We start from the raw sequence: 22,644 nt of genomic DNA, 5'->3' as shown, positions 1-22,644 counted from the left end.
TATGTTTGAGACTACATTGAATCTATTATGGGATAGTTTTATTCGCGCTGTGCAGGAAGAAGTGAAACCTGCGCTGGGTTGTACGGAACCTATCTCTCTGGCTCTGGCAGCGGCTGCCGCTTCTGCTGAGCTGGACGGCGCGGTGGAACGCATTGATGCGTGGGTCTCACCAAACCTGATGAAGAACGGCATGGGTGTTACCGTGCCGGGTACCGGGATGGTCGGTCTTCCCGTAGCGGCTGCGCTGGGTGCTTTGGGGGGAAATGCCCAGGCAGGGTTAGAAGTACTGAAAGATGCGTCGGCGCACGCCATTGCAGATGCCAAAGCGATGCTGACCGCCGGGAAGGTGGCGGTGATGCTGCAGGAGCCTTGCGAGGACATTCTCTTCTCTCGCGCGAAGGTTTACAGTCAGGAAGGTTGGGCGTGTGTGACGATTGTCGGCGGGCATACCAACATTGTGCATATCGAGACCAACAAAGGCGTGGTGTTTACTCAGCCTGAGCAGGTTCAGGCTGATGAGCAGGAATCCCCGCTGGCAGTGCTATCCCACACGTCGCTGGAAGAGATTGTGGCATTTGTGAATGCTGTGCCGTTTGACGCTATTCGCTTTATTCTTGATGCGGCAAAACTGAACGGTGCGTTGTCTCAGGAAGGGCTAAGCGGTAGCTGGGGCTTGCATATCGGCACCACACTTGAGAAACAGTGCGCACGTGGTCTGCTGGCTAACGATCTCTCAACCGCCATTCTTATTCGTACCAGTGCGGCATCGGATGCACGAATGGGCGGGGCGACGTTGCCAGCAATGAGCAACTCCGGTTCCGGCAATCAGGGTATTACTGCCACCGTTCCGGTGATGGTGGTGGCTGAACACTTTGGTGCCGATGAAGAGAAACTGGCACGTGCGCTGATGTTATCTCACCTGAGTGCTATCTACATCCATCATCAGCTTCCGCGTTTGTCTGCACTGTGCGCGGCAACGACCGCGGCAATGGGCGCGGCGGCAGGTATGGCGTGGGTTGTGGATGGTCGCTATAACACTATCGCTATGGCTATTAGCAGCATGATTGGCGATGTGAGTGGGATGATTTGCGATGGCGCATCAAACAGCTGCGCAATGAAAGTCTCTACCAGCGCGTCGGCGGCGTGGAAGGCGGTACTCATGGCGCTGGACGATACTGCCGTGACGGGGAATGAAGGCATTGTGGCGCATAACGTGGAGCAATCTATCTCTAACTTGTGTGCGCTGGCGTGTCGTTCAATGCAGGAAACCGACAAGCAGATCATTGAGATTATGGCCAGCAAGGCACATTAATCTGGCGACTGACTGCCTGATGGCGTGCAGCTTTCCGGCCTACGGGTGTGCATCGTTACAAAACCGTAGGCCGGATAAGACGTATTAGCGTCGCCATCCGGCAGGCCGCTGTCCGAACGACGATTACCCGTCAGAGAGCGGCTTCTTCTTCTTCCAGCCGTAGCCCGGCATCAGCAACGATTGCTTCCAGTTCCGTTAGCAGGTCCTCGTAGCCAAAGACGACGGTTTCCTGTTTTTTGGCCTCAACCCGCTGCTGGCGTTTTTTTGATGACTTCTTGCTCAATAGTCGTACTCCCTTGATTCTAATGACTATACGGGCAAATCTATCAGCAAAGCGCGCAATGGGGTATCGGCAACTAACGTTATGTTAGTTTCATCACGAATAAATGCGCCATCACCGCAGGTAAGCGCTTCTTTTTCGGCACCTGAAGTGACCGCGTGGAACGTGCCATGGATCGACTGCAAATACGCGCGAGGCCCATGCAATTGAAAACTCAGTGATTCACCTTTTTGCAGCTCAACATGATGTACCCAGACCTGCTGGCGAAGATGCAGGCTGCCCTGTTCACCGTCAGGTGAAGCAAGCAGTTGATGCTTGCCGGCATTCAGCGTCGCTTTTTGCACGCAGGTATTTTCCCGCTGCGGGCAGGCGTCCAGCCATAGCTGCATTCTGGTCAGGGGCTTATCTTTGCTGATATTGTGCTCGCTGTAGCTGATCCCCGGTTGCGTAGCGAGCAGTAACACCTCTCCGGCTTTGGCCTGAATATGGTTACCTTCGCTGTCGCGATACTCGGCTTCCCCTTCAAGGATCAGATTGACGATATCAACCTTTGGATAGGTACGCGGCTGGAAAGAGGCCCCCGGTGCCAGAACTTCCTGGTTCAGAACACGCAGCGAGGCATAACCCAGCAGTTTAGGATCAAAATAGTGTCCAAAGGAGAAGGTATAACGGGCCTGCAGCCAGCCGTAGTCTGCTTGCCCGCATTGTTTGGCTGTACGGGTAGTAATCATAGTTCTTGACCTCTCTTTACTTCCTTTTATGTTAAATGGCTAGACGCTGCATTGTTAGCCAGATATTCTGCCCGGTATGTTCAAATTTCCTGAATGAGAACGAAATGGCCAAAGAACGGGCTTTAACGCTTGAAGCGTTACGCGTCATGGACGCAATAGACAGGCGCGGCAGCTTTGCCGCCGCGGCAGATGAACTGGGACGCGTACCTTCCGCCCTCAGCTACACCATGCAGAAACTGGAAGAGGAGCTGGATGTTGTGCTGTTTGACCGCTCAGGTCACCGCACAAAATTTACCAACGTCGGGCGTATGCTGCTTGAACGTGGGCGCGTGTTGCTGGAAGCGGCGGATAAGCTGACGACCGATGCTGAAGCGCTGGCCCGTGGTTGGGAAACGCATCTGACGATTGTCACCGAAGCGTTGGTGCCAACGGCGGCATTCTTCCCGCTTATCGACCGCCTTGCCGGAAAGGCGAACACGCAGCTTTCCGTCATCACTGAAGTGTTGGCCGGGGCGTGGGAGCGTCTGGAGCAGGGCAGAGCGGACATCGTGATCGCGCCGGATATGCATTTCCGCTCATCATCAGAAATTAACTCGCGCAAGCTGTACTCGCTGATGAACGTCTATGTGGCGGCACCGGATCACCCGATCCACCAGGAGCCGGAACCGTTGTCTGAAGTCACCCGTGTGAAATACCGGGGAATAGCGGTGGCGGACACTGCCCGTGAGCGCCCGGTGTTGACAGTTCAGCTTCTGGATAAACAACCGCGTCTGACGGTCAGTACTATTGAAGATAAGCGTCAAGCGCTGTTAGCCGGGTTGGGTGTAGCGACCATGCCGTATCCGTTAGTCGAAGAGGATATTGCCGCTGGCCGGCTGCGTGTGGTTAGCCCGGAATCGACAAATGAGATAGATATCATCATGGCCTGGCGTCGGGACAGTATGGGCGAAGCGAAGTCCTGGTGTTTGCGGGAAATCCCGAAACTGTTTGCCGGGAAATAAAAAGATGATGAGGCCGGATGGCGGTGCAATTGCACCTTATCCGGCCTACATGACGGAGTATGTTGTAGGCCTGATAAGCGCAGCGCCACCAGGCATCTGTGTGTGCTACGTCAGGACAGCTGTTTAGGGTCAGCGCCGAAGCGGTTGCTACCCGGCGTGCCGTTTTGACAGTTGAAAAGAATGATTACCAACCAGCCAATGATGGGGATCAGCAATACTAACAGCCACCATGCTGAACGGTCGGTGTCATGCAAGCGCCGAAACTGAACAGCCCACCACGGTATAAAAACCAGAATGGCATAAATCGTTGTTAATACGCCTTCTCCCCCGGCGCGTTGCCAGCCAAACATCCTGTCTAACACGCTCAGCACGAACGTAAAGATGATGTTAACCAAAATAAACATCCAGTACTCTTTGCGCCGTGCACGACCACCAAAACCAAAGTAGTTCTTTAATACGTTTAAATACCAATCCATTTTCGCCTCGTTCTGCGTTCAATTACTTGTTTTTAAAGCAATCAAAATAAGAATAGCTGCGAATATAATGCTGGTAAATATTTATGGTGTGAATAATTAGACCCCCAAAAGGGGGCCTGTGTAAATTAGGCGAAACGGCTGTCACGCCCGTGAGGCTCGTTGAGATCCTGCCACGGACCGATAGAAATAATACCGGTCGGGTTAATGGTCTTGTGGCTGCGGAAATAGTGATTGCGGATGTGGTCGAAATTGACGGTGTCCGCAATGCCTGGCATCTGGTAGATATCACGCAGAAAACCGTACAGATTCAGATAGTCACTGATCCGATGCTTGTCGCATTTGAAGTGGGTGACATACACCGGATCAAAACGTACCAGCGTAGTCCACAGGCGAATGTCAGCCTCTGTTAGCTGGTCGCCAGTCAGATAGCGATGCTGACCGAGAATCTGCTCCAGTCGCGCCAGTGATTCAAAGACTTTTTCTACTGCGCTGTCATACGCTTCCTGGCTGGTAGCAAAACCAGCTTTATAAACGCCATTATTGACGTTGTCATAAATCCAACTGTTCAGATCGTCAATTTTGCTTTGCAGGGCTGGTGGATAGTAATCCCCGGCTTTTGCGCCCAGCGCATCAAACGCGGTGTTAAACATGCGGATGATTTCTGCCGATTCGTTGCTGACGATGGTGTGATTTTTTTTATCCCACAGCACGGGAACCGTTACCCGGCCGCTGTAGTGCGGATCGGCGTGTAAATACAGTTGATAGAGAAACTCGTGCTGGTAAAGCGTATCGCCTGTTGCTGCCGGAAAGTTGCTATCAAACGTCCAGCCGTTTTCCAGCATCAGCGGATTCACTACGGAAACGGAAATGAAGGGCTCCAGACCTTTGAGTTTACGCATAATCAGCGTGCGATGCGCCCACGGGCAGGCCAGAGAAACGTACAGATGATAGCGGTCTTTTTCGGCGGCGAAGCCACCCTCGCCAGTGGGTCCTGATGCGCCATCTGCGGTGAGCCAGTTACGGAAAGCCGATGCAGAACGTTGGAATTTACCTCCGGTCGATTTGGTGTCGTACCAGGTGTCATGCCATACGCCGTCAATGAGTTGTCCCATTTTATCACCTCTTTAGATAGCAAAAGCGAGGAGATGTCTCCTCGCTTTTTGATGCGTTTAGTATAACTTGCTTACCACTTTTTATTCAGTACGCGGTCGATACTGAACGCACCCGGACCAGTGATAGCCAGCAGCAGGAAACCGCCTGCGATGGTCAGGTTTTTCATGAACATCAGAGAGTTCATCCCTTCCGCAAAGTTGCTGTGGAAGAGGAACGCGGTCAGCAGGGTGAAGCCTGCGGTGAACAGCGCGGTAGTACGGGTCAGAAAACCAAACAGGATGGCCAGACCGCCGCCGAACTCAAGCAGAATAACCAGTGGCAACATAAAACCAGGGACGCCCATGGCTTCCATATACTGTTGGGTACCCGCATATCCGGTGATTTTTCCCCAACCTGCAGTAATAAACAGGATTGGCATCAGAATGCGCGCTACCAGTACACCAACATCTTCTAATTTTTTCATCGTACTCTCCAGGAAACCACTCAGGCGGATTGTTTTGTCTTTTGTGCATCAACGCTGCAGAGCGCGTCGTTGCTGTCGATGGAGAGAATCATAGACGTGCTGGAAGACAATTGTTAGCAAGGAAAACTGTCAGTAATTTTCAAAAAATTTGAGGAACCCGCAAAATAGGGGAGACGGCAGGGGTTAACTGCGCAATTGTTGCTGTCTGATTGTCGATTTAATCAGACGCCATACGCTCCAGACGCTAAAACCGCGTTTAGCCCAGCGAACCAGCAGATTAGGATTACGAATGGTGCGTACAGCCATAATACTGCTGCCGACCAGCACCCAGGCGCGCAGGTTCAGCAGCGTTTTCCAGCCACGATCGTATACGTCAGTCACCTCCAGCCAGTCGCGGCGGGTGGCAGACAGATCCAGCCGTTGCTGCTGGATCTGCCCAAGCAGTTGTGCCTTACGTTTTTGGCGCTCGACTTTACTGCTCATTAGACATCATCCTCCAGGGCCTGCCTGTCATTAGCAAGTTCGTGGCGTGTATGGCGTAATAGTGTTGATTTACGGGCTTTACGTAGCGTCCATATCCCGCCAACGAGCGCTAAAAGCAACAGCACAACGGTGGTGGCAATCATCGCGTTCAGGCGGTACTGAGGGTCAATGGCCCAGATGATAAGCACCATCAGGCTCATCAGCCCAAATGCCGCAAAGAGCATAGTCAGTCCCAGCATCAGCACGATCTGGACAAGGTTAGCTTTTTCCTCTTCCAGTTCAACGACGGCCAGCCGTAATCGGGTCTCTACGATCTCAACGAGAATCGTGAGGATCCGTTGTCCAATCCCCAGGACGCTTTTGCCCGGACCTTGTGCGTGTTGAGAGTCAGCCATTATTAGCGGCGCGACAGCAGTACACCAAGCACCACACCGACCGCAGCGCCAATACCAACGCCTGTCCATGGGTTTTCGCGCACATAGTTATCGGCTTTGGCCGCAGCTTCACGGGTTTGCTTAGCAATCACATCGCTGGTCTCGCTCAGGCGATGGCGGCTCTCGCGCAGCGCATGTTCGGCTTTGCTGCGAATTTTACTCATCTCTTCCTTCGACTTATCGCCAGAGGAGCTCAGTACTTCTTCGAGCGTATCCGCAAGGGATTTCAGCTCGGCGCGCAGATTTTCCGTAGCGTTATCTTTCGACATAGTTTTCTCCAGGTGAGTGGGTAGTTACCGTACTTAGTAATCGCGGGTCTCAAGTTTCTTCAGCTCTTTCTGAGCCTCTTCAAGCTTACGTTCGCGTTTTGCGATTTTATCCGCATCGCCTTTTTGCTTCGCTTCGGCTAAATCACGCTGACGTTCGGCTATCTCATTTTTCTGTTCTGCGATTTTTTTCTGGTGATTCGCGCGCAGTTTGCTGTCAGTACAGTTTGCCCGAACTTCACTCAGCGCTTTGTTCAGGCCATTGATGCGGCTCTGATTGTTGTGCTTTTCGGCATAACTAATTTCCCGTTGAATATCTTGTTCTTTTTCCTGACAGAGGGAGTTAGCGTAGCTGCCGGCACTGAGAGCGAAAAGACTAATTGCCAAAGCGATGCGGTATTTCATTCTTGAACCTTCCATTGTGATTCGACCCGGTGCTTTGTGGTCGATGCTCCAGAATAATAAAGCTGTAGGTCATAACTTCAGTTTATTAATCATAGGCACTAAACGGTGAAATCACCAAAGTGAGTGATCTAATTCAGATTCCTGGAGATTAACCAAAGCGGTGCGGTGTATCCCGTAAACGAGATAACCACTGCACTGCCTGATTGTCATCATCCTGTTGAGCAATAACGAAGCCATGCGGTAATGTTCTGTCCAGAACGACCTTCGCGGCTGCGCTTTGCGCGCTGGAATCAAAGGTGATCAGCAGCGCGTCATTTTGCGGGGTAATACTTTTAAAACGAATGCCGTTGGCATCCAGATGATGCCAGATAGAGAAGCCGTCTGGCATGCTGGTGCCCTGGTTTACAGCACGAATGGCCAGCGTCGATTCCTGCTGGCGGATGGCTGACCAGGTCAGGATAAGCGCGCCTAAAAACAGGATAAAAGTGGTTGTCCAGGCCAGTCGTCGGAGCGTTATGCGTGATTTCAGCATAATTTACCCTCGGTTCCCGTATTTCTTTTTCCATAATACAACCAGTGAACCTGCGAGGCCAAATACCAGCAAAACAACGGGAAGCAGCATCAGGCATGACATCAGCTGATCTTCATACTTGAGGAATACCGGCGTTTTGCCCAGCAGATAACCCAGTGATGTCAGGATTAACACCCATAGTAATCCGCTCATCCAGTTGAAAAACTGAAAGCGGGCATTGTTCAGGCCGGACAACCCGGCAATGGTCGGCAGTAATGTTCTGACGAACGCAATGAATCGGCCCACCAGCAGCGCAGACAGACCATGCTTGTGGAAAAGATGATGCGCGCGTTGGTGATAATGAGCCGGAAGATGAGAAAGCCAGTTCTGCACGGTGCGGGTATTACCCAACCATCGGCCCTGAATATAGCTGAGCCAACAACCGAGGCTGGCTGCGGTGGTGAGTAGCAGTACCGTTTGCGGAAAACCCATTGCGCCTTTGGCAATAAGTACGCCGACCAGTACCAGCAAACTGTCACCAGGTAAAAAGGCTGCTGGTAGCAACCCATTTTCCAGGAACAAAATTGTAAACAGTACAAAATACAGCATACCAATCATGGAAGGATTGGCCAGAGTGTCAAAATCCTGAGCCCATAAAGCATTCAGTAATTGAGTCAGTAGTTCCATTCAGTATTCCTGGAGAATCGGTTATGGTCACGCCGTTGTTCTTGAGTTTGTAATGCCGCGATTTTATTGGTGTTTTTTGCATGGATCGCGGTCTGCACAAATTCACGGCCTGAACTGTTCCCTGTTAAGTTGTGAAGTAAGCAAGCACTAACACATAAAAAATTCAAAACGCTTTTAATTGTAACAAAGGTCAACGTAGTCCGTTATAGAAATTACGATGGTTGAACTCTGATTTTGCTGATCGCAATGGAGTGAGGCGAGAGGATTTACACAGGCTGACACTTTATACCTAATGCTTACCGAGTGTCAGAAACAGGCGCTATTACCGCGCCTGTGAAAGTCAGAAGGTTTATTTTGTGCTGTTTGCAGCGGTATCCAGATGAACTACCGGATTTTCCGTGAAAAGGTAACGATCCGCGTTGAACTCGAAATCATCGCTGGTTTCGTTAAACAGCATCTGTTTCGTGTTCTCGAGGTGCTGCCACATTGCCAGTTTGGCTGCATGCGGATCTTTGCGAATTAATGCCCGCAGGATCTGGTCATGGTCATCACACCAGTTGTCTACCGTGCGCAGATCAATGTGATCGTGCAATTTCTTCCAGTAGGGGTTGTGAACGCGCTGGGTCCACATTTTTTCAACAATGGCGGCCAGAGCTGAGTTTTGCGTCGCTAGCGCGACCTGAACATGGAACTGCAGGTCCCATTCGGAGTCACGAAAGCTTTTTTCGTTGCGCGACTTCTCCTGGATTTCCATCAGTTTCATGATGTCCTGCTTGGTCACCTGGGTGGCGGCAAACTCGGCGATGTTGCTCTCAATAAGCTGACGCGCTTGCAGCAATTCAAAAGGACCGTAGCTGGCGAATTCCAGACCTTCGTCGGGAGCAACATAATGTTTGGGTTGGTTAGAGATGACGTGGATACCAGATCCTTTACGCACCTCAACGTAGCCTTCAACCTCGAGCATGATAATCGCTTCACGAACCACAGTACGGCTGACATTCTTTTCATCGGCAATAAAGCGCTCGGCGGGAAGTTTATCGCCCACCAGATAGACGCCTTGCTCGATGCGTTCTTTTAGATCGGCAGCAAGTTGTTGGTACAAACGTCGTGGTTCAGTGATTTCCATATGCACTCCAGGCATGATACGGCAGACTATATTTGTTATACCACTTTTGCGATGACGGCTCTACTCGCACCGACAAAAAAGCCGCCAGTCAACTGGCGGCTCTGCATTATATACCGATGACGACCAGCGTCAGGTTAATTTTGCGTAGCGGGAGTGCCGGTTTGCGGACCTGAATCAATCTCGCTTGCCGATTTGTTCTGCAGTACCGTCCAGATGACTAGCGCACCGAGCAGGTCGAATACTGCCAGTACGGCGAACAGTGGGCTAAAGCCGATGGTATCAGCCAGGGCGCCAACGACCAGGGCAAACAGGGTACTCGCCAGCCAGGCTGACATACCCGTCAGGCCGTTAGCGGTCGCGACTTCATTACGGCCAAATACGTCAGAAGAGAGCGTAATCAGCGCGCCAGACAGCGCCTGGTGAGCAAAACCACCGACGCACAGCAGGGCGATAGCAATATACGGGCTGGTGAACAGACCAATCATCCCTGGGCCAATCATCAGCAGCGCACCCATGGTGACGACCATTTTACGAGACACGATCAGGTTTACGCCAAACCAGCGCTGGAACAGCGGCGGTAAGTAACCCCCGATGATACAGCCCAGGTCAGCGAACAGCATTGGCATCCACGCGAACATCGCAATCTCTTTCAGGTTAAAGCCGTAGACTTTAAACATGAACAGCGGGATCCAGGCGTTGAATGTACCCCAGGCCGGTTCTGCCAGAAAACGTGGCAGCGCGATACCCCAGAACTGGCGGTTACGCAGGATCTGGCCAAGCGACATTTTCTTCGCTGTGCTGTTTTTGTGCTGTGATTCCTGACCGTTAAGGATGTAATCACGCTCTTCGTCAGACAGTTTTTTCTGGTCGCGCGGGTGCTTATAGAAGACAAGCCAGGACATCGCCCAGATGAAGCTCAGGGCACCAGAAATAATGAACGCCATCTGCCAGCTGTGCATGACGATAGCCCACACGACCAGCGGCGGAGCGATCATCGCGCCAATAGAAGAGCCGACGTTAAAGTAACCTACGGCAATAGAACGTTCTTTTGCCGGGAACCATTCAGAACTGGCTTTCAGACCTGCAGGGATCATCGCGGCTTCTGCGGCACCGACTGCGCCTCGTGCCAGTGCCAGTCCACCCCAGCTACCAGCCAGCGCCGTGGCACCACAGAAGACGGCCCACAGAACGGCGAACATCGCGTAGCCTATTTTGGTGCCGAGCACATCCAGCACGTAGCCAGCAACGGGTTGCATTACGGTGTAAGCAGCAGAATACGCTGCGATGATATAGGAATACTGTTGAGTGGAGATGTGTAACTCTTCCATCAGAGTTGGCGCAGCTGCCGCCACAGTGTTACGTGTCAGGTAACCCAGCACGGTGCCAAGCGTCACCAGTGCGATCATGTACCAACGTAACCCTTTAATTTTACGCATGTAAAACCTCATCGTTTTGTTATGTCCGCTAACGAGCGGTCATCTTCCAGTCCAGGGCGGAGGATGTTCTTTTACGAAGGGCGTGACCGAAAAAAACTGGCACTGCCCCGAACTTTGCCATGTCAATGATTGTGCTAATTCGGTTTCCGTACCGGTCAATCCGATGGTGGACCATCGGTAATTTGCATTCCGTCGGCTTATGTATCGCGACGGCAAAAAGATAACTTGTCATACAGCTTTAAAAGGTGAGTGCCATCACAAAAGTGTGAATCTTCGTGTGGTCATTAATTCGATTCAGCAAAGCCAGTAATGGCGAGGCCTGCCGTGAGTTTTACCTCTTTGAGAGTAATTTTTTTGTCATCATTTGTTGATCTAACTCACGAAAATATCTTCAGTGTATGGAAATTGGTGTGATAACTTTGACAGCATCAAAACATAAGCAATCTGACGCACTCGCTGAGAGGAAGACGATAATGACCCCGTTTATGACAGAAGATTTCCTGCTGGATACCGAATTTGCCCGCCGTCTGTATCATGATTACGCCAAAGACCAGCCAATCTTCGACTACCACTGCCATTTGCCGCCGCAACAAATCGCTGATAACTACCGTTTTAACAACCTGTATGACATCTGGCTGAAGGGTGATCACTACAAGTGGCGCGCCATGCGCACTAACGGTGTCGCTGAACGCTTGTGTACTGGTGATGCGTCCGATCGCGAGAAGTTTGAAGCATGGGCCGCGACGGTCCCACACACCATCGGTAACCCGCTCTACCACTGGACGCATCTTGAACTGCGTCGCCCATTTGGTATTACAGGTAAGCTGTTGTCCCCTGCAACTGCCGATGAAATCTGGAATCAGTGCAACGAATTGCTGGCGCAGGATCAGTTTTCCGCGCGTGGAATCATGCAGCAGATGAATGTAAAAATGGTCGGCACCACCGATGATCCGATCGACTCTCTGGAACATCACGCTGCGGTCGCGAAAGACAGCACCTTTGCTATCAAAGTGCTGCCAAGCTGGCGTCCGGATAAAGCCTTCAACATTGAACTGGCGACCTTTAACGATTACATGGCGAAGCTGGGTGAAGTGTCTGACACCGAGATCCGCCGCTTTACCGACCTGCAAACCGCGCTAACTAAACGTCTTGATCACTTTGCTGCACACGGCTGTAAAGTCTCCGACCATGCGCTGGATGTGGTGTTGTTTGCCGAGTCTAACGAAGCGGAACTGGATAACATCCTGGCGCGTCGTCTGGCGGGTGAAACCCTGAGCGAGCACGAAGTTGCCCAGTTCAAAACTGCCGTACTGGTGTTCCTTGGCGCTGAATACGCACGTCGTGAATGGGTGCAGCAGTACCACATTGGCGCATTGCGTAATAACAACTTGCGTCAATTCAAACTGCTGGGCGCGGATGTCGGTTTCGACTCCATTAACGACCGTCCGATGGCTGAAGAACTGTCCAAACTGCTAAGCAAGCAGAATGAACAGAACCTGCTGCCGAAAACCATCCTGTACTGCCTGAACCCGCGCGATAACGAAGTGCTGGGCACCATGATTGGTAACTTCCAGGGTGAAGGCATGCCGGGCAAAATGCAGTTCGGTTCCGGCTGGTGGTTTAACGACCAGAAAGATGGGATGGAACGTCAGATGACACAACTGGCACAGCTCGGTCTGCTGAGCCGTTTTGTGGGTATGCTGACTGACAGCCGCAGCTTCCTGTCGTACACGCGCCATGAATACTTCCGTCGCATCCTGTGCCAGATGATTGGCCGCTGGGTGGCTGCGGGTGAAGCACCTGCAGATATTCAACTGCTGGGTGAAATGGTCAGAAATATTTGCTTCAACAATGCACGCGATTACTTCGCCATTGAACTGAACTAAGGCCCGGGGTTGGTATGCAATACATCAAGATCCACACGCTGGATAACGTCGCGGTTGCGCTCGCGGATTTGGCCGAAGGGACCGAAGTCACCGTTGATGGACAGGCTATTACCCTGCGCCAGGCGGTAACACGTGGCCATAAATTTGCTTTACGCGATATTGCGCAAGGCGAAAACGTTGTTAAATATGGTTTGCCAATTGGCCATACGCTGGTTGATGTCGCTGCGGGTGAGCACATTCATGCTCACAACACGCGTACGAATCTGAGCGATCTGGACACGTATAGCTACCAACCGGATTTTCAGGCGGAAGTTGCTCAGGCAGCCGATCGCGACGTGCAGATTTATCGCCGCGCGAACGGTGATGTTGGGGTACGCAACGAGCTGTGGATCCTGCCGACCGTCGGCTGTGTCAATGCGATGGCGCGTCAGATGCAAACCCGTTTCCTGAAAGAGACCCACGACGCCGAAGGTATCGACGGCGTTCATCTTTTCAGCCACACCTACGGCTGCTCGCAACTGGGTGACGACCATATCAACACTCGCACCATGCTGCAAAACATGGTGCGTCACCCGAATGCGGGGGCGGTGCTGGTGGTTGGCCTCGGTTGTGAAAACAACCAGGTTGATGCTTTTCGCGAAACGTTAGGTGAGTATGATCCTGAACGCGTTCACTTTATGGTCTGCCAGCACCAGGAAGACGAAGTGGAAGCGGGGATCGAACATCTCCATCAGCTGTACAGCGTGATGCGTAACGATAAGCGTGAGCCGGGTAAACTCGGCGAGCTGAAGTTTGGTCTGGAATGTGGCGGATCTGATGGCTTGTCTGGTATCACCGCTAACCCGATGCTGGGGCGTTTCTCTGACTACGTGATCGCGAACGGCGGGACTACCGTGCTGACTGAAGTCCCGGAGATGTTCGGTGCTGAGCAGCTATTAATGGACCACTGCCGCGACGAAGAAACCTTCGGTAAGCTGGTGACCATGGTCAATGACTTCAAGCAATACTTCATTGCTCACGACCAGCCGATCTACGAGAACCCATCGCCGGGGAACAAAGCGGGTGGCATCACCACGCTGGAAGATAAATCGCTGGGATGTACACAGAAAGCGGGTTCCAGCAAAGTTGTCGATGTACTGCGCTACGGCGAACGCCTGAAAACGCCAGGTCTGAATCTGTTAAGTGCTCCGGGTAATGACGCCGTTGCGACCAGTGCGCTGGCGGGGGCCGGCTGTCATATGGTGTTGTTCAGTACCGGGCGCGGTACACCGTACGGCGGTTTTGTACCGACGGTGAAAATCGCTACCAACAGCGAGTTGGCCGCGAAGAAAAAGCATTGGATCGATTTTGATGCCGGGCAGCTAATCCACGGTAAAGCGATGCCGCAACTGCTGAATGAGTTTGTCGATACCATTGTTGAGTTTGCCAACGGCAAACAGACCTGCAACGAACGCAATGATTTCCGTGAACTGGCTATCTTTAAAAGTGGCGTAACGCTGTAATGACCCTTCATCTTTCGCGCGATAGCCGCGTTGGCTGCGTTCATTCACCCCGGTTACTTACTCCAGTAAGCTCCCGGGAGTGCCTGAACTTGCCGCCTTGCTGTAGCACGAAATCTATTGGGTAATCGAAATCGAGTGGATTTAAAAAAACGGCGTTTCATAATATGGAGCGCCGTTTGCTTTTGTATTTTCTGATAAGGATCTTCCATGACCGCGTATTGGCTGGCCCAGGGCGTAGGTGTCATCGCCTTTCTGATCGGTATTACCACTTTTTTTAATCGTGACGAGCGCCGGTTCCGGCTACAGCTCGCCGTCTATAGCGCCACCATTGGCGTACACTTCTTTCTGATGGGGGCCTGGCCCGCGGGAATGAGCGCTGAGCTTAATACCGTACGTACCCTGGTCTCAATGCATACCCGCAAGCTGTGGGTCATGACGGTTTTTATTGTCCTCACACTGGTCCTTGGGCTGGCAAAATTGCAGCATGCTATGGAGCTACTGCCTATTATCGGCACGCTTGCCAGTACCTGGGCACTGTTTCGTTGCAAAGGGTTAACCGTGCGCTGTGTGATGTGGTGTGCAACGGGCTGTTGGGTTATTCACAATTTCTGGCTGGGATCGATTGGCGGGACGATGATTGAAGGAAGCTTTCTGGTGATGAACGGCCTGAACATTGTCCGCTTCAGACGCATGCAAAAACGCGGTATTGATCCCTTTAAAATTGAAAACAGTGCACAGCAAGAAAAGCCCTCCGCCCGATGACGGAGGGGCTGTGATTAGCCGCGCAGGGCGTTGTTTGCCAGACGCTCGTCTTCCGCCTGACAGGCTGCGGCAGTAAACAGTACGTCTGTTGATGAATTCAGCGCTGTTTCACAGGAGTCCTGCAATACGCCAATGATGAACCCGACGGCGACCACTTGCATGGCGATGTCATTCGGGATACCAAACATATTGCACGCCAGTGGAATCAACAGCAGAGATCCCCCGGCCACGCCTGACGCACCGCAAGCACACAGCGATGCCACCACGCTCAGCAACAGAGCCGTCGGTAAATCAACCGGGACCCCCAGCGTATTCACGGCCGCCAGCGTCAGAACCGTGATGGTAATCGCCGCGCCCGCCATATTGATGGTGGCCCCCAGCGGGATAGAAACAGAGTAGGTGTCACGGTCCAGATTCAGTTTCTCGCACAGTGCCATATTCACCGGAATATTGGCTGCAGAGCTACGGGTAAAGAAGGCGTACACGCCGCTTTCGCGCAGGCACGTCAATACCAGCGGGTATGGGTTACGACGAATCTTCCAGAACACCAGCAGCGGGTTGACCACCAGCGCAACCAGCAGCATACAGCCTACCAGCACCGCCAGCAGTTGCGCGTAGCCCCACAGCGTGGCAAAACCCGTCGTCGCCAGTGTGGAAGAGACCAGACCGAAGATACCTATCGGTGCAAAGCGGATAACCAGTCTCACCATAAACGTGACGGCATCGGACATATCATTGACCAGATTCCTGGTTGTCTCATTGCCATGGCGTAGCGCAAAGCCAAGGCCGACAGCCCATACCAGAATACCGATATAGTTAGCATTCAGCAGAGCATCAATAGGGTTAGCGACCATACTCATCAGCAGGCTGCGCATGACCTCAATAATGCCGGATGGCGGCACGATATCGCCAGCGCTGCTGGAAAGATGCAGCGTCGAGGGGAAGGCAAAGCTGAATACTACGGCGGCTAATGCTGCTGAAAATGTTCCCAGCAGGTAAAGGAACAGAATGGGGCGGATATTGGTTTTTTGCCCGTGCTGGTGGTTTGCGATAGATGCCATTACCAGCATCAGTACGAGGATTGGGGCGACGGCTTTTAATGCGCCGACGAACAGTGTCCCCAGTAGGCCGACGGCTTCTGCCGCAGGTTTTGAAACCAGTGCCAGCAGAATCCCCAGTACCAAACCTACCAAAATTTGTTTAACCAGGCTCCCCTGCGCCAAACGCGAGAGCAGCCCCGATGAACGTAGCGTAGTCATGTAGTCATCCTTTGATTGTGTTGTTGTTCACCCGTTGTGCGTTCTCATGACGCATCTTTCTGGATGTAACAAAGTGTTTGCATGGCTGAGTATAAGGAAAGATGCCGGTTCGGGAAGATAAATATCCTGGTTTTCGCGTTCATGTCATGTTTTGCAACTTTAAATTAACATCGTTTTGACATATACAGCAAAAAGCCCGACGCACGCAATGTGCGGTCGGGCTTTATCAACTAGCTAAGTGAAAGTTACTGTATTTGCTGCTTTTTATCGTGCTGGTGGTTGACCCACGCATTCACAACCAGCGTCACAAACAGAATACCGAAGACCACACCTAACGAGATAGCGATCGGGATATGGTAAAAATCGACGATCAGCATCTTGATACCGATAAACACCAGGATGACCGATAAACCATATTTCAGCATCGAGAAACGCTCCGCCACACCTGCCAACAGGAAGTACATCGCACGCAGACCCAGGATAGCGAACAGATTAGAGGTCAGTACGATGAACGGATCTGTGGTGACGGCAAAGATTGCCGGAATACTGTCGACGGCAAAAATCACATCGCTCAGTTCAACCAGGATCAATACCAGCATCAGCGGTGTTGCAAACAGCAGACCGTTTTTACGCACGAAGAATTTTTCGTCTTCAATGGTATCGGTCATACGTAAATGGCCGCGCAGCCAACGCACTAAGGGTTTGTCGCCAATACCGGAAGCGTCTTCTTTCGCCAGCGCCATCTTCACGCCGGTAAACAGCAGGAATGCGCCGAACACGTACAGCAGCCATTCGAACTGGGCGATAAGCCAACTGCCTGTGAAGATCATGATCGTACGTAATACAATCGCGCCCAGTACACCATACACCAGTACCCGACGTTGCAGTGCCGCAGGTACGGAGAAGTAACTGAATAGCATCAACCAGACAAAGACGTTATCTACCGCCAACGATTTCTCGATCAGATAGCCGGTAAGGAACGCCAGCGCCTGCGGGTCGGCAACGGCACGGCCCTGAGTCTCAGCCAGGTACCACCAGAATGCCGCGTTAAACAGCAACGACAACGTTACCCAGACGATTGACCAGGCCGCTGCCTGCTTCATCGACATCGTATGTGCGCCACGACGCCCCTGTAGCAGCAGATCGATGGCCAGCATAATGACCACCACAACAGCGAAGCCACCCCATAACAACGGTGTGCCGACAGTATTCATTTTATTTCCCCATGCATAAAAAAACGGCCAACGCCGAATGACGTTAGCCGCTGCTTTTTATGCATAGACCTTGCCATTCGGCAAGGTCTCACTTACAACAACAAAGGAATACGCTGTCGTATTCCTTTGTTATCGCCCGGTGACCGGATGTGGTTTTTCACACATCGTAATGACGATCAACCGACAACGAAGTTACTCCCCTTTGCGGGTTACAAAATATTACAGGCCATGCTTTCAGTCAATGGCCTGCAACATTCGTTTTACATACTTTTACGCAGTCAGCGGTATCTGAGCATCATCTGCGGGGAAAATAACGCCGGTCTGGCGGCGAATCTCTGTCTGCAGTTTGGCGGTAATACGACTGACGTTCAGTGCCGGATGATCCACTTCGCCGGAATCAACCAGATGAGCAAAAGCCTCTGCCTCATAAAGCATAGTATTGATGTGCTGAGGCACCGTCAGATCCTGCGTTTTGCCACCGCGCGGAATAAAGCACACTTTCTGACACTCGGAAATCTTCTCGATAACCAGCGACCCTGCTTCGCCCTGAATTTCACTGGCCAGCACGGAATCACTGACTTTCGAGTGCTGCAACGTGACGCTAAAATCGCCGTAATTGAGTACGACCACGCCGTGGGCATCGACGCCGCTTTCCAGCAGGCTGGCACTTGCCTGAACACTCAGTGGTTCCCCCCAGAGCGCAACCGCAGCGGCCAGGCAGTAAAAGCCGATATCCATAATCGAACCGTTAGAAAACGCCGGATTAAACGTATTGGGATTTTCACCGTCCAGATAACGCTGATAACGTGAAGAATACTGGCAGTAATTGATCAGCGCTTTCCTGACTCGCCCAATTTTGGGTAGTGATTGCTGTAATAGCAGGAAATTAGGCAGGCTGGCGGTCTTAAATGCTTCAAACAGCACGACCTGATTTTCGCGCGCGCAGGCGATAGCGGCTTCGGCTTGTGCCAGGTTAGAGGCCAGCGGTTTCTCGCAAATGACATGCTTTTTGTGTTGTAGAAACAGCGTTGTCTGCGGGAAGTGCAGAGAGTTCGGGCTGGCAATGTAAACGGCATCAATGGCGTCACTTTGCGCCATTGCCTCCAGCGAGGTAAACAGATGCTCGACGGGATAATCATTGGCGAAGGTCTGTGCCTGTTCAAGGCTACGGGAATACACTGCGGTTAACTTATATTTGCCGGTTTCATGGGCGGCATCCACAAACTGGCGGGTGATCCAGTTTGTGCCAATCACTGCGAAACGTATCATAAAGGCCTTCAGGCTGCGAAAAGGGATCCTTGCGTCAATTTAGCATGCTCTGAAGACAAAGCCAGTGCGCGACTACGCAGTTTGCTTCAGCGATTGTTGCGTGAGCCACAGGCGGGTATCAAACTCCAACTGGTGGTACTGCGGTTCCATATGGCAGCACAACTGATAAAACGCTTTGTCGTGCTCTTTTTCTTTCAGATGTGCCAGTTCATGCACGACGATCATGCGTAAAAAAGGTTCAGGCGCAGAACGGAAGACGGTAGCGACGCGGATCTCCGCTTTGGCTTTGAGCTTGCCACCCTGCACGCGGGAGACGGCAGTATGCAGACCCAGCGCATTTTTCAGCACGTGTATCTTACTGTCATACATGACTTTATTCAGCGGCGGGGCGTTTCGCAGGAACTGATTTTTCAGATCCTGGGTATATTGCCAGAGCGCTTTGTCAGTCGCGAAGTCATGTGTACCGGGATAACGCTTTTCCAGCACTGCCCCCAGACGCTGTTCAGCAATCAGCGTACGAACCTGGGAAAGTAAACTCTCCGGGTAGCCTTGCAGATAGGTCAACTGACTCATTAGTGCCCCATATAAAGTATAAAAAGTGTATACTCACGCACCCTTTTCAGGGATACGCCGAAATTTTACCATTCAGGAGGGCCGATGAGCCACATAGACAACGGTTTCCGTTCGCTGTCACTTAAACGTTTCCCGGAAACGGATGACGTTAACCCGCTGCTGGCGTGGGAAGCTGCAGATGAATATCTGTTGCAACAGCTGGACGATACCGAGATTAGCGGCCCGGTGCTGCTCCTGAATGATACTTTCGGCGCGCTGGGCTGTGCACTGTCGGAACATACGCCATACAGCATTGGCGACTCTTATTTAAGCGAACTGGGGACGCGTGAAAACCTGCGCCATAACAATATCGCGGAATCCAGCGTCAAGTTTCTCGACAGCACCGCTGAATACCCGCAGGCGCCGGGCATTGTGCTGATTAAAATTCCCAAAACGATGGCGCTGCTGGAACAACAGCTCCGTGCGCTGCGTCAGGTTGTCACGCCGCAAACGCGCATCATTGCAGGGGCGAAGGCGCGTGATATTCATACCTCAACGCTTGAGCTGTTTGAAAAGGTGCTGGGCCCAACCACTACCACACTGGCGTGGAAAAAAGCCCGTCTGATTAACTGTACCTTCAGCAATCCAGAACTGGCTGATGCCTCGCAGACGCTGAGCTGGAAACTGGAAGGCACCGACTGGACTATCCATAACCATGCCAACGTCTTCTCCCGTACCGGGCTGGATATTGGCGCGCGTTTCTTTATTGAGCACCTGCCGGAAAATCTGGAAGGGGAGATTGTCGATCTTGGTTGTGGCAACGGTGTGATTGGCCTGACTTTGCTGGAGAAGAACCCGCAAGCGAGCGTGGTGTTTGTGGATGAATCACCGATGGCGGTGGCATCAAGCCGCCTGAACGTCGAAAGCAACATGCCTGAAGCGTTGGATCGCTGTGAATTTATGATCAACAACGCGCTGTCTGGCGTGGAGCCTTTCCGCTTTAACGCCGTGCTGTGTAACCCGCCGTTCCATCAGAAACATGCGCTGACCGATAACATCGCCTGGGAGATGTTCCACCACGCCCGCCGCTGCCTGAAGATCAACGGCGAACTGTATATTGTGGCTAACCGTCACCTCGACTACTTCCACAAGCTGAAGAAGATTTTCGGCAACTGCGAGACCCTCGCCACCAACAATAAGTTTGTGGTGCTGAAAGCGGTCAAAACGGGTCGTCGCCGCTAATTGCGTGTGCCGGATGGCGGTTGACGCCTTATCCGGCCTACAACGCGCTACCCCGTAGGCCTGATAAGCATAGCGCCATCAGGCCTTCGAGGTACATTTTGTTAAATCTCAAGCGCTAAGCGGGTCCCTTGTGCAATAGCACGTCGGGCATCCAGCTCCATCGCCACATCACACCCCCCGATCAGATGCACTGTTTTACCTGCTGCATGCAGCGGATCAAGCAGCTCCCGGCGTGGTTCCTGGCCGGCGCAAATCACCACGTGATCCACATTCAGGATCTGTAGTTCACCGTTGATCATCACGTGTAACCCGTCATCATCGATCTTCTGATAGCTCACCGCCGGGATCATTTTTACGCCACGTGAAAGCAGGGTAGCGCGGTGGATCCACCCCGTTGTTTTACCTAAACCTTGCCCAGGTTTACTGGCTTTACGCTGCAACATCACTATCTGGCGTGGGCTGCGGGGTAGATGTGGGCCTTCCGGACGTAAACCGCCGGGCTGTTGCAGGCTGGTGTCGATTCCCCATTCTACGCAGAACTCGGCAATATTCTGGCTGGTGGGATCGCCGGGCTGGCTCAGATACATGGCGGTATCAAAACCGATCCCGCCGCAGCCAATGATCGCCACGCGTTTCCCTACCGGTGTTTTATCACGTAATACATCGAGATAGGTCAGTACCTTAGGGTGATCGATACCATCGATCGGCGGCGTACGCGGTTCGATCCCGCTGGCGAGGATCACTTCATCAAAGGCTTGCAGTTCGTGGGCGCTAACAAACTGATTGAGTTTCAGTGTGACACCCGTTACGTCGATCATCCGGCGGTAGTAGCGCAGTGTTTCATAGAATTCTTCTTTGCCGGGGATCTGCTTGGCGATATTAAACTGCCCGCCAATCTCACCATGCGCGTCAAACAGCGTCACGTGGTGACCACGTGCGGCGGCGTTAATAGCAAAAGCGAGACCCGCAGGACCCGCACCCACAACGGCCAGATTCTTCAGGTGAGTCGCTGCAACAATGGGCATTTTGGTTTCATGACAGGCGCGTGGATTCACCAGACAGGAGGTAACTTTGCCGACGAAAATCTGATCCAGGCAAGCCTGGTTGCAGCCGATACAGGTGTTGATCTCATCGGATCGTCCGGTTTGCGCTTTTGACAGCAGCTCAGCATCGGCAAGGAACGGCCGGGCCATCGATACCATATCGGCATCGCCGCGTGCCAGAATGTCATCCGCAACGGTCGGATCGTTAATACGGTTAGTGGTGACCAGTGGGATCGTCACATGACCTTTCAGCTTGCGCGTTACCCAGCTAAACGCACCCCGGGGTACCGGTGTGGCGATGGTGGGGATACGCGCTTCATGCCAGCCAATGCCGGTGTTAATCATTGTGGCACCTGCGGCTTCTATAGCCTGTGCTAACTGGACGGTTTCGTCAAAGGTTCCGCCTTGCTCCACCAGGTCGAGCATCGACAGGCGGAAGATAATAATAAAGTCACTGCCGGCACGCTGGCGTACCGCCCGCACGACTTCCACGGCAAAACGCATACGGTTGGCATAGTCACCGCCCCATTCATCATTACGCTGGTTGGTGCGCAGAGTCAGGAATTCGTTGATCAGATAGCCTTCCGAGCCCATTACCTCCACGCCATCGTAGCCTGCTTCCCGCGCCAGCTGTGCACAATGGGCAAAATCCTCAATCAGTTGCAGCACCTCATCGTGCGTCAATTCATGCGGCGTAAAGCGATTAATAGGGGCCTGAATGGCGGAAGGCGCAACCAGATGCGGTTGATAGCTGTAGCGACCGGTGTGCAGGATTTGCAGGGCGATTTTCCCGCCTTCGTCGTGAACCGCATCGGTAATGATACGGTGGTGCGCCAGCTGGCTGGTGTCGTTCAGCATCGCGCCACCTTCCATACCCACACCCGATAGCGCGGGCGCAATTCCTCCGGTCACAATCAGGGCTACGCCGTGACGGGCGCGTTCGGCGTAGAACGCGGCCAGCCGTTCTGCACCATCGGGATACTCTTCCAGCCCGGTATGCATTGAACCCATCAACACACGGTTTTTAAGCCGGGTGAAGCCTAAATCGAGCGGGGCGAACAGCGACGGATAGCTCATAAAGGTGTCCAGTATGTAAAATTATTGTTATGTGGTCGGATGAGTTACTAATTTAGCCGTCGTCGTGTAAAAGGGAAAAGGGGAATGCCGTGATTGTGATGGGATTCAAAAAAG

24 protein-coding genes are annotated in these 22,644 nt (G+C 52.5%); 6 read left to right on the top strand and 18 right to left on the bottom strand.

What is annotated here, in order from left to right:
* Position 1 precedes the first annotated feature (1 nt).
* Complete coding sequence (locus tag ACLJXE_RS10150; RefSeq protein ID WP_410750789.1) at positions 2 to 1,312, top strand: serine dehydratase subunit alpha family protein; 1,311 nt, start codon at positions 2 to 4, stop codon at positions 1,310 to 1,312.
* Positions 1,313 to 1,442: 130 nt separating this feature from the next.
* On the opposite strand, the gene ACLJXE_RS10145 is transcribed toward ACLJXE_RS10150, so the two are convergent.
* Positions 1,443 to 1,595 (bottom strand): hypothetical protein, encoded by a 153-nt coding sequence (locus tag ACLJXE_RS10145; RefSeq protein WP_410750788.1) that lies wholly within the window; start codon positions 1,593 to 1,595, stop codon positions 1,443 to 1,445.
* A 26-nt stretch (positions 1,596 to 1,621) separates the two neighbouring features.
* On the bottom strand, positions 1,622 to 2,323 hold the full coding sequence (locus ACLJXE_RS10140; RefSeq protein WP_101742427.1) for a pirin family protein: 702 nt from the start codon (positions 2,321 to 2,323) through the stop codon (positions 1,622 to 1,624).
* A 104-nt stretch (positions 2,324 to 2,427) separates the two neighbouring features.
* On the opposite strand from ACLJXE_RS10140, the gene yhaJ reads away from it, so the two are divergent.
* Positions 2,428 to 3,324, top strand: coding sequence for a DNA-binding transcriptional regulator YhaJ (yhaJ, locus tag ACLJXE_RS10135; RefSeq protein ID WP_271442079.1), 897 nt, complete (start codon positions 2,428 to 2,430; stop codon positions 3,322 to 3,324).
* Between the two features lie 110 nt (positions 3,325 to 3,434).
* On the opposite strand, the gene ACLJXE_RS10130 is transcribed toward yhaJ, so the two are convergent.
* From ACLJXE_RS10130 to exuT, 11 genes are all read right to left on the bottom strand, one after another.
* Positions 3,435 to 3,800 carry a DUF805 domain-containing protein gene (locus ACLJXE_RS10130; protein WP_137382496.1) on the bottom strand — a complete coding sequence of 122 codons (366 nt, stop codon included), beginning with the start codon at positions 3,798 to 3,800 and terminating at the stop codon, positions 3,435 to 3,437.
* Positions 3,801 to 3,925: 125 nt separating this feature from the next.
* Complete coding sequence (yqjG, locus tag ACLJXE_RS10125) at positions 3,926 to 4,912, bottom strand: glutathionyl-hydroquinone reductase YqjG (protein ID WP_410750787.1); 987 nt, start codon at positions 4,910 to 4,912, stop codon at positions 3,926 to 3,928.
* Positions 4,913 to 4,983: 71 nt separating this feature from the next.
* Positions 4,984 to 5,376 (bottom strand): DoxX family protein, encoded by a 393-nt coding sequence (locus ACLJXE_RS10120; RefSeq protein ID WP_005131473.1) that lies wholly within the window; start codon positions 5,374 to 5,376, stop codon positions 4,984 to 4,986.
* A 183-nt stretch (positions 5,377 to 5,559) separates the two neighbouring features.
* Positions 5,560 to 5,859 (bottom strand): YqjK-like family protein, encoded by a 300-nt coding sequence (locus ACLJXE_RS10115; RefSeq protein WP_410750786.1) that lies wholly within the window; start codon positions 5,857 to 5,859, stop codon positions 5,560 to 5,562.
* Positions 5,859 to 6,254: a phage holin family protein gene (locus ACLJXE_RS10110; RefSeq protein WP_271442083.1), complete on the bottom strand. Its 396-nt coding sequence runs from the start codon at positions 6,252 to 6,254 to the stop codon at positions 5,859 to 5,861. Before ACLJXE_RS10110 ends, ACLJXE_RS10115 begins: the two co-directional genes overlap by 1 nt.
* Before the next feature lie 2 nt (positions 6,255 to 6,256).
* Positions 6,257 to 6,562: a YqjD family protein gene (locus ACLJXE_RS10105; RefSeq protein WP_003024832.1), complete on the bottom strand. Its 306-nt coding sequence runs from the start codon at positions 6,560 to 6,562 to the stop codon at positions 6,257 to 6,259.
* Positions 6,563 to 6,595: 33 nt separating this feature from the next.
* Positions 6,596 to 6,964, bottom strand: coding sequence for a DUF1090 domain-containing protein (locus tag ACLJXE_RS10100; protein ID WP_286629434.1), 369 nt, complete (start codon positions 6,962 to 6,964; stop codon positions 6,596 to 6,598).
* A 148-nt stretch (positions 6,965 to 7,112) separates the two neighbouring features.
* Positions 7,113 to 7,496, bottom strand: coding sequence for an EnvZ/OmpR regulon moderator MzrA (gene mzrA / locus ACLJXE_RS10095; protein WP_286629435.1), 384 nt, complete (start codon positions 7,494 to 7,496; stop codon positions 7,113 to 7,115).
* Positions 7,497 to 7,499: 3 nt separating this feature from the next.
* A complete protein-coding gene (gene yqjA, locus ACLJXE_RS10090; RefSeq protein WP_410750785.1) occupies positions 7,500 to 8,162 on the bottom strand; it encodes a DedA family general envelope maintenance protein YqjA in 663 nt (220 codons plus the stop codon).
* A gap of 349 nt (positions 8,163 to 8,511) precedes the next feature.
* Complete coding sequence (exuR, locus tag ACLJXE_RS10085; RefSeq protein WP_005131459.1) at positions 8,512 to 9,288, bottom strand: transcriptional regulator ExuR; 777 nt, start codon at positions 9,286 to 9,288, stop codon at positions 8,512 to 8,514.
* Between the two features lie 134 nt (positions 9,289 to 9,422).
* Entirely contained in the window at positions 9,423 to 10,724 is a 1,302-nt protein-coding gene (exuT, locus tag ACLJXE_RS10080; protein ID WP_286629436.1) for a hexuronate transporter ExuT, read from the bottom strand.
* Between the two features lie 473 nt (positions 10,725 to 11,197).
* On the opposite strand from exuT, the gene uxaC reads away from it, so the two are divergent.
* The 3 genes from uxaC (at position 11,198) to ACLJXE_RS10065 (ending at position 14,874) form a co-directional block, all read left to right on the top strand.
* The gene (uxaC, locus tag ACLJXE_RS10075; RefSeq protein WP_410750784.1) at positions 11,198 to 12,610 is read left to right on the top strand and encodes a glucuronate isomerase; all 1,413 of its coding nucleotides are present in this window, start codon (positions 11,198 to 11,200) and stop codon (positions 12,608 to 12,610) included.
* A gap of 14 nt (positions 12,611 to 12,624) precedes the next feature.
* Positions 12,625 to 14,112: a UxaA family hydrolase gene (locus tag ACLJXE_RS10070; protein ID WP_286629438.1), complete on the top strand. Its 1,488-nt coding sequence runs from the start codon at positions 12,625 to 12,627 to the stop codon at positions 14,110 to 14,112.
* A gap of 207 nt (positions 14,113 to 14,319) precedes the next feature.
* Positions 14,320 to 14,874 carry a YgjV family protein gene (locus ACLJXE_RS10065; protein ID WP_286629439.1) on the top strand — a complete coding sequence of 185 codons (555 nt, stop codon included), beginning with the start codon at positions 14,320 to 14,322 and terminating at the stop codon, positions 14,872 to 14,874.
* Between the two features lie 14 nt (positions 14,875 to 14,888).
* Here ACLJXE_RS10065 and sstT read toward each other — a convergent pair whose 3' ends face one another.
* The 4 genes from sstT to ACLJXE_RS10045 form a co-directional block, all read right to left on the bottom strand.
* Positions 14,889 to 16,133 (bottom strand): serine/threonine transporter SstT, encoded by a 1,245-nt coding sequence (gene sstT, locus ACLJXE_RS10060; RefSeq protein WP_286629440.1) that lies wholly within the window; start codon positions 16,131 to 16,133, stop codon positions 14,889 to 14,891.
* Positions 16,134 to 16,378: 245 nt separating this feature from the next.
* The gene (locus ACLJXE_RS10055) at positions 16,379 to 17,347 is read right to left on the bottom strand and encodes a TerC family protein (RefSeq protein ID WP_286629441.1); all 969 of its coding nucleotides are present in this window, start codon (positions 17,345 to 17,347) and stop codon (positions 16,379 to 16,381) included.
* A gap of 270 nt (positions 17,348 to 17,617) precedes the next feature.
* Complete coding sequence (locus tag ACLJXE_RS10050) at positions 17,618 to 18,616, bottom strand: Gfo/Idh/MocA family protein (RefSeq protein ID WP_410750783.1); 999 nt, start codon at positions 18,614 to 18,616, stop codon at positions 17,618 to 17,620.
* Between the two features lie 72 nt (positions 18,617 to 18,688).
* Positions 18,689 to 19,189, bottom strand: a complete 501-nt coding sequence (locus ACLJXE_RS10045; protein ID WP_410750782.1) for a M48 family metallopeptidase — start codon at positions 19,187 to 19,189, stop codon at positions 18,689 to 18,691.
* An 84-nt stretch (positions 19,190 to 19,273) separates the two neighbouring features.
* Here ACLJXE_RS10045 and rlmG point away from each other — a divergent pair, with 84 nt between their 5' ends.
* Positions 19,274 to 20,410 (top strand): 23S rRNA (guanine(1835)-N(2))-methyltransferase RlmG, encoded by a 1,137-nt coding sequence (gene rlmG / locus ACLJXE_RS10040; protein WP_410750781.1) that lies wholly within the window; start codon positions 19,274 to 19,276, stop codon positions 20,408 to 20,410.
* Positions 20,411 to 20,511: 101 nt separating this feature from the next.
* On the opposite strand, the gene ACLJXE_RS10035 is transcribed toward rlmG, so the two are convergent.
* The gene (locus ACLJXE_RS10035; protein WP_410750780.1) at positions 20,512 to 22,530 is read right to left on the bottom strand and encodes an FAD-dependent oxidoreductase; all 2,019 of its coding nucleotides are present in this window, start codon (positions 22,528 to 22,530) and stop codon (positions 20,512 to 20,514) included.
* Between the last annotated feature and the right edge of the window lie 114 nt (positions 22,531 to 22,644).

The organism is Citrobacter sp. U14242 (genome assembly GCF_046555775.1).
Classification (GTDB): domain Bacteria; phylum Pseudomonadota; class Gammaproteobacteria; order Enterobacterales; family Enterobacteriaceae; genus Citrobacter.
The sequence above is the reverse complement of the archived record's forward strand: the minus strand, read 5'-3'. Positions and strand labels throughout refer to the sequence as shown.

Coding starts and splice junctions, on each gene's coding strand:
- ACLJXE_RS10150 (WP_410750789.1), top strand. CDS start 2: ATGTTTGAGACTACATTGAATCTATTATGGGATAGTTTTATTCGCGCT.
- ACLJXE_RS10140 (WP_101742427.1), bottom strand. CDS start 2,323: ATGATTACTACCCGTACAGCCAAACAATGCGGGCAAGCAGACTACGGC.
- yhaJ (WP_271442079.1), top strand. CDS start 2,428: ATGGCCAAAGAACGGGCTTTAACGCTTGAAGCGTTACGCGTCATGGAC.
- ACLJXE_RS10130 (WP_137382496.1), bottom strand. CDS start 3,800: ATGGATTGGTATTTAAACGTATTAAAGAACTACTTTGGTTTTGGTGGT.
- yqjG (WP_410750787.1), bottom strand. CDS start 4,912: ATGGGACAACTCATTGACGGCGTATGGCATGACACCTGGTACGACACC.
- ACLJXE_RS10120 (WP_005131473.1), bottom strand. CDS start 5,376: ATGAAAAAATTAGAAGATGTTGGTGTACTGGTAGCGCGCATTCTGATG.
- ACLJXE_RS10115 (WP_410750786.1), bottom strand. CDS start 5,859: ATGAGCAGTAAAGTCGAGCGCCAAAAACGTAAGGCACAACTGCTTGGG.
- ACLJXE_RS10110 (WP_271442083.1), bottom strand. CDS start 6,254: ATGGCTGACTCTCAACACGCACAAGGTCCGGGCAAAAGCGTCCTGGGG.
- ACLJXE_RS10105 (WP_003024832.1), bottom strand. CDS start 6,562: ATGTCGAAAGATAACGCTACGGAAAATCTGCGCGCCGAGCTGAAATCC.
- ACLJXE_RS10100 (WP_286629434.1), bottom strand. CDS start 6,964: ATGAAATACCGCATCGCTTTGGCAATTAGTCTTTTCGCTCTCAGTGCC.
- mzrA (WP_286629435.1), bottom strand. CDS start 7,496: ATGCTGAAATCACGCATAACGCTCCGACGACTGGCCTGGACAACCACT.
- yqjA (WP_410750785.1), bottom strand. CDS start 8,162: ATGGAACTACTGACTCAATTACTGAATGCTTTATGGGCTCAGGATTTT.
- exuR (WP_005131459.1), bottom strand. CDS start 9,288: ATGGAAATCACTGAACCACGACGTTTGTACCAACAACTTGCTGCCGAT.
- exuT (WP_286629436.1), bottom strand. CDS start 10,724: ATGCGTAAAATTAAAGGGTTACGTTGGTACATGATCGCACTGGTGACG.
- uxaC (WP_410750784.1), top strand. CDS start 11,198: ATGACCCCGTTTATGACAGAAGATTTCCTGCTGGATACCGAATTTGCC.
- ACLJXE_RS10070 (WP_286629438.1), top strand. CDS start 12,625: ATGCAATACATCAAGATCCACACGCTGGATAACGTCGCGGTTGCGCTC.
- ACLJXE_RS10065 (WP_286629439.1), top strand. CDS start 14,320: ATGACCGCGTATTGGCTGGCCCAGGGCGTAGGTGTCATCGCCTTTCTG.
- sstT (WP_286629440.1), bottom strand. CDS start 16,133: ATGACTACGCTACGTTCATCGGGGCTGCTCTCGCGTTTGGCGCAGGGG.
- ACLJXE_RS10055 (WP_286629441.1), bottom strand. CDS start 17,347: ATGAATACTGTCGGCACACCGTTGTTATGGGGTGGCTTCGCTGTTGTG.
- ACLJXE_RS10050 (WP_410750783.1), bottom strand. CDS start 18,616: ATGATACGTTTCGCAGTGATTGGCACAAACTGGATCACCCGCCAGTTT.
- ACLJXE_RS10045 (WP_410750782.1), bottom strand. CDS start 19,189: ATGAGTCAGTTGACCTATCTGCAAGGCTACCCGGAGAGTTTACTTTCC.
- rlmG (WP_410750781.1), top strand. CDS start 19,274: ATGAGCCACATAGACAACGGTTTCCGTTCGCTGTCACTTAAACGTTTC.
- ACLJXE_RS10035 (WP_410750780.1), bottom strand. CDS start 22,530: ATGAGCTATCCGTCGCTGTTCGCCCCGCTCGATTTAGGCTTCACCCGG.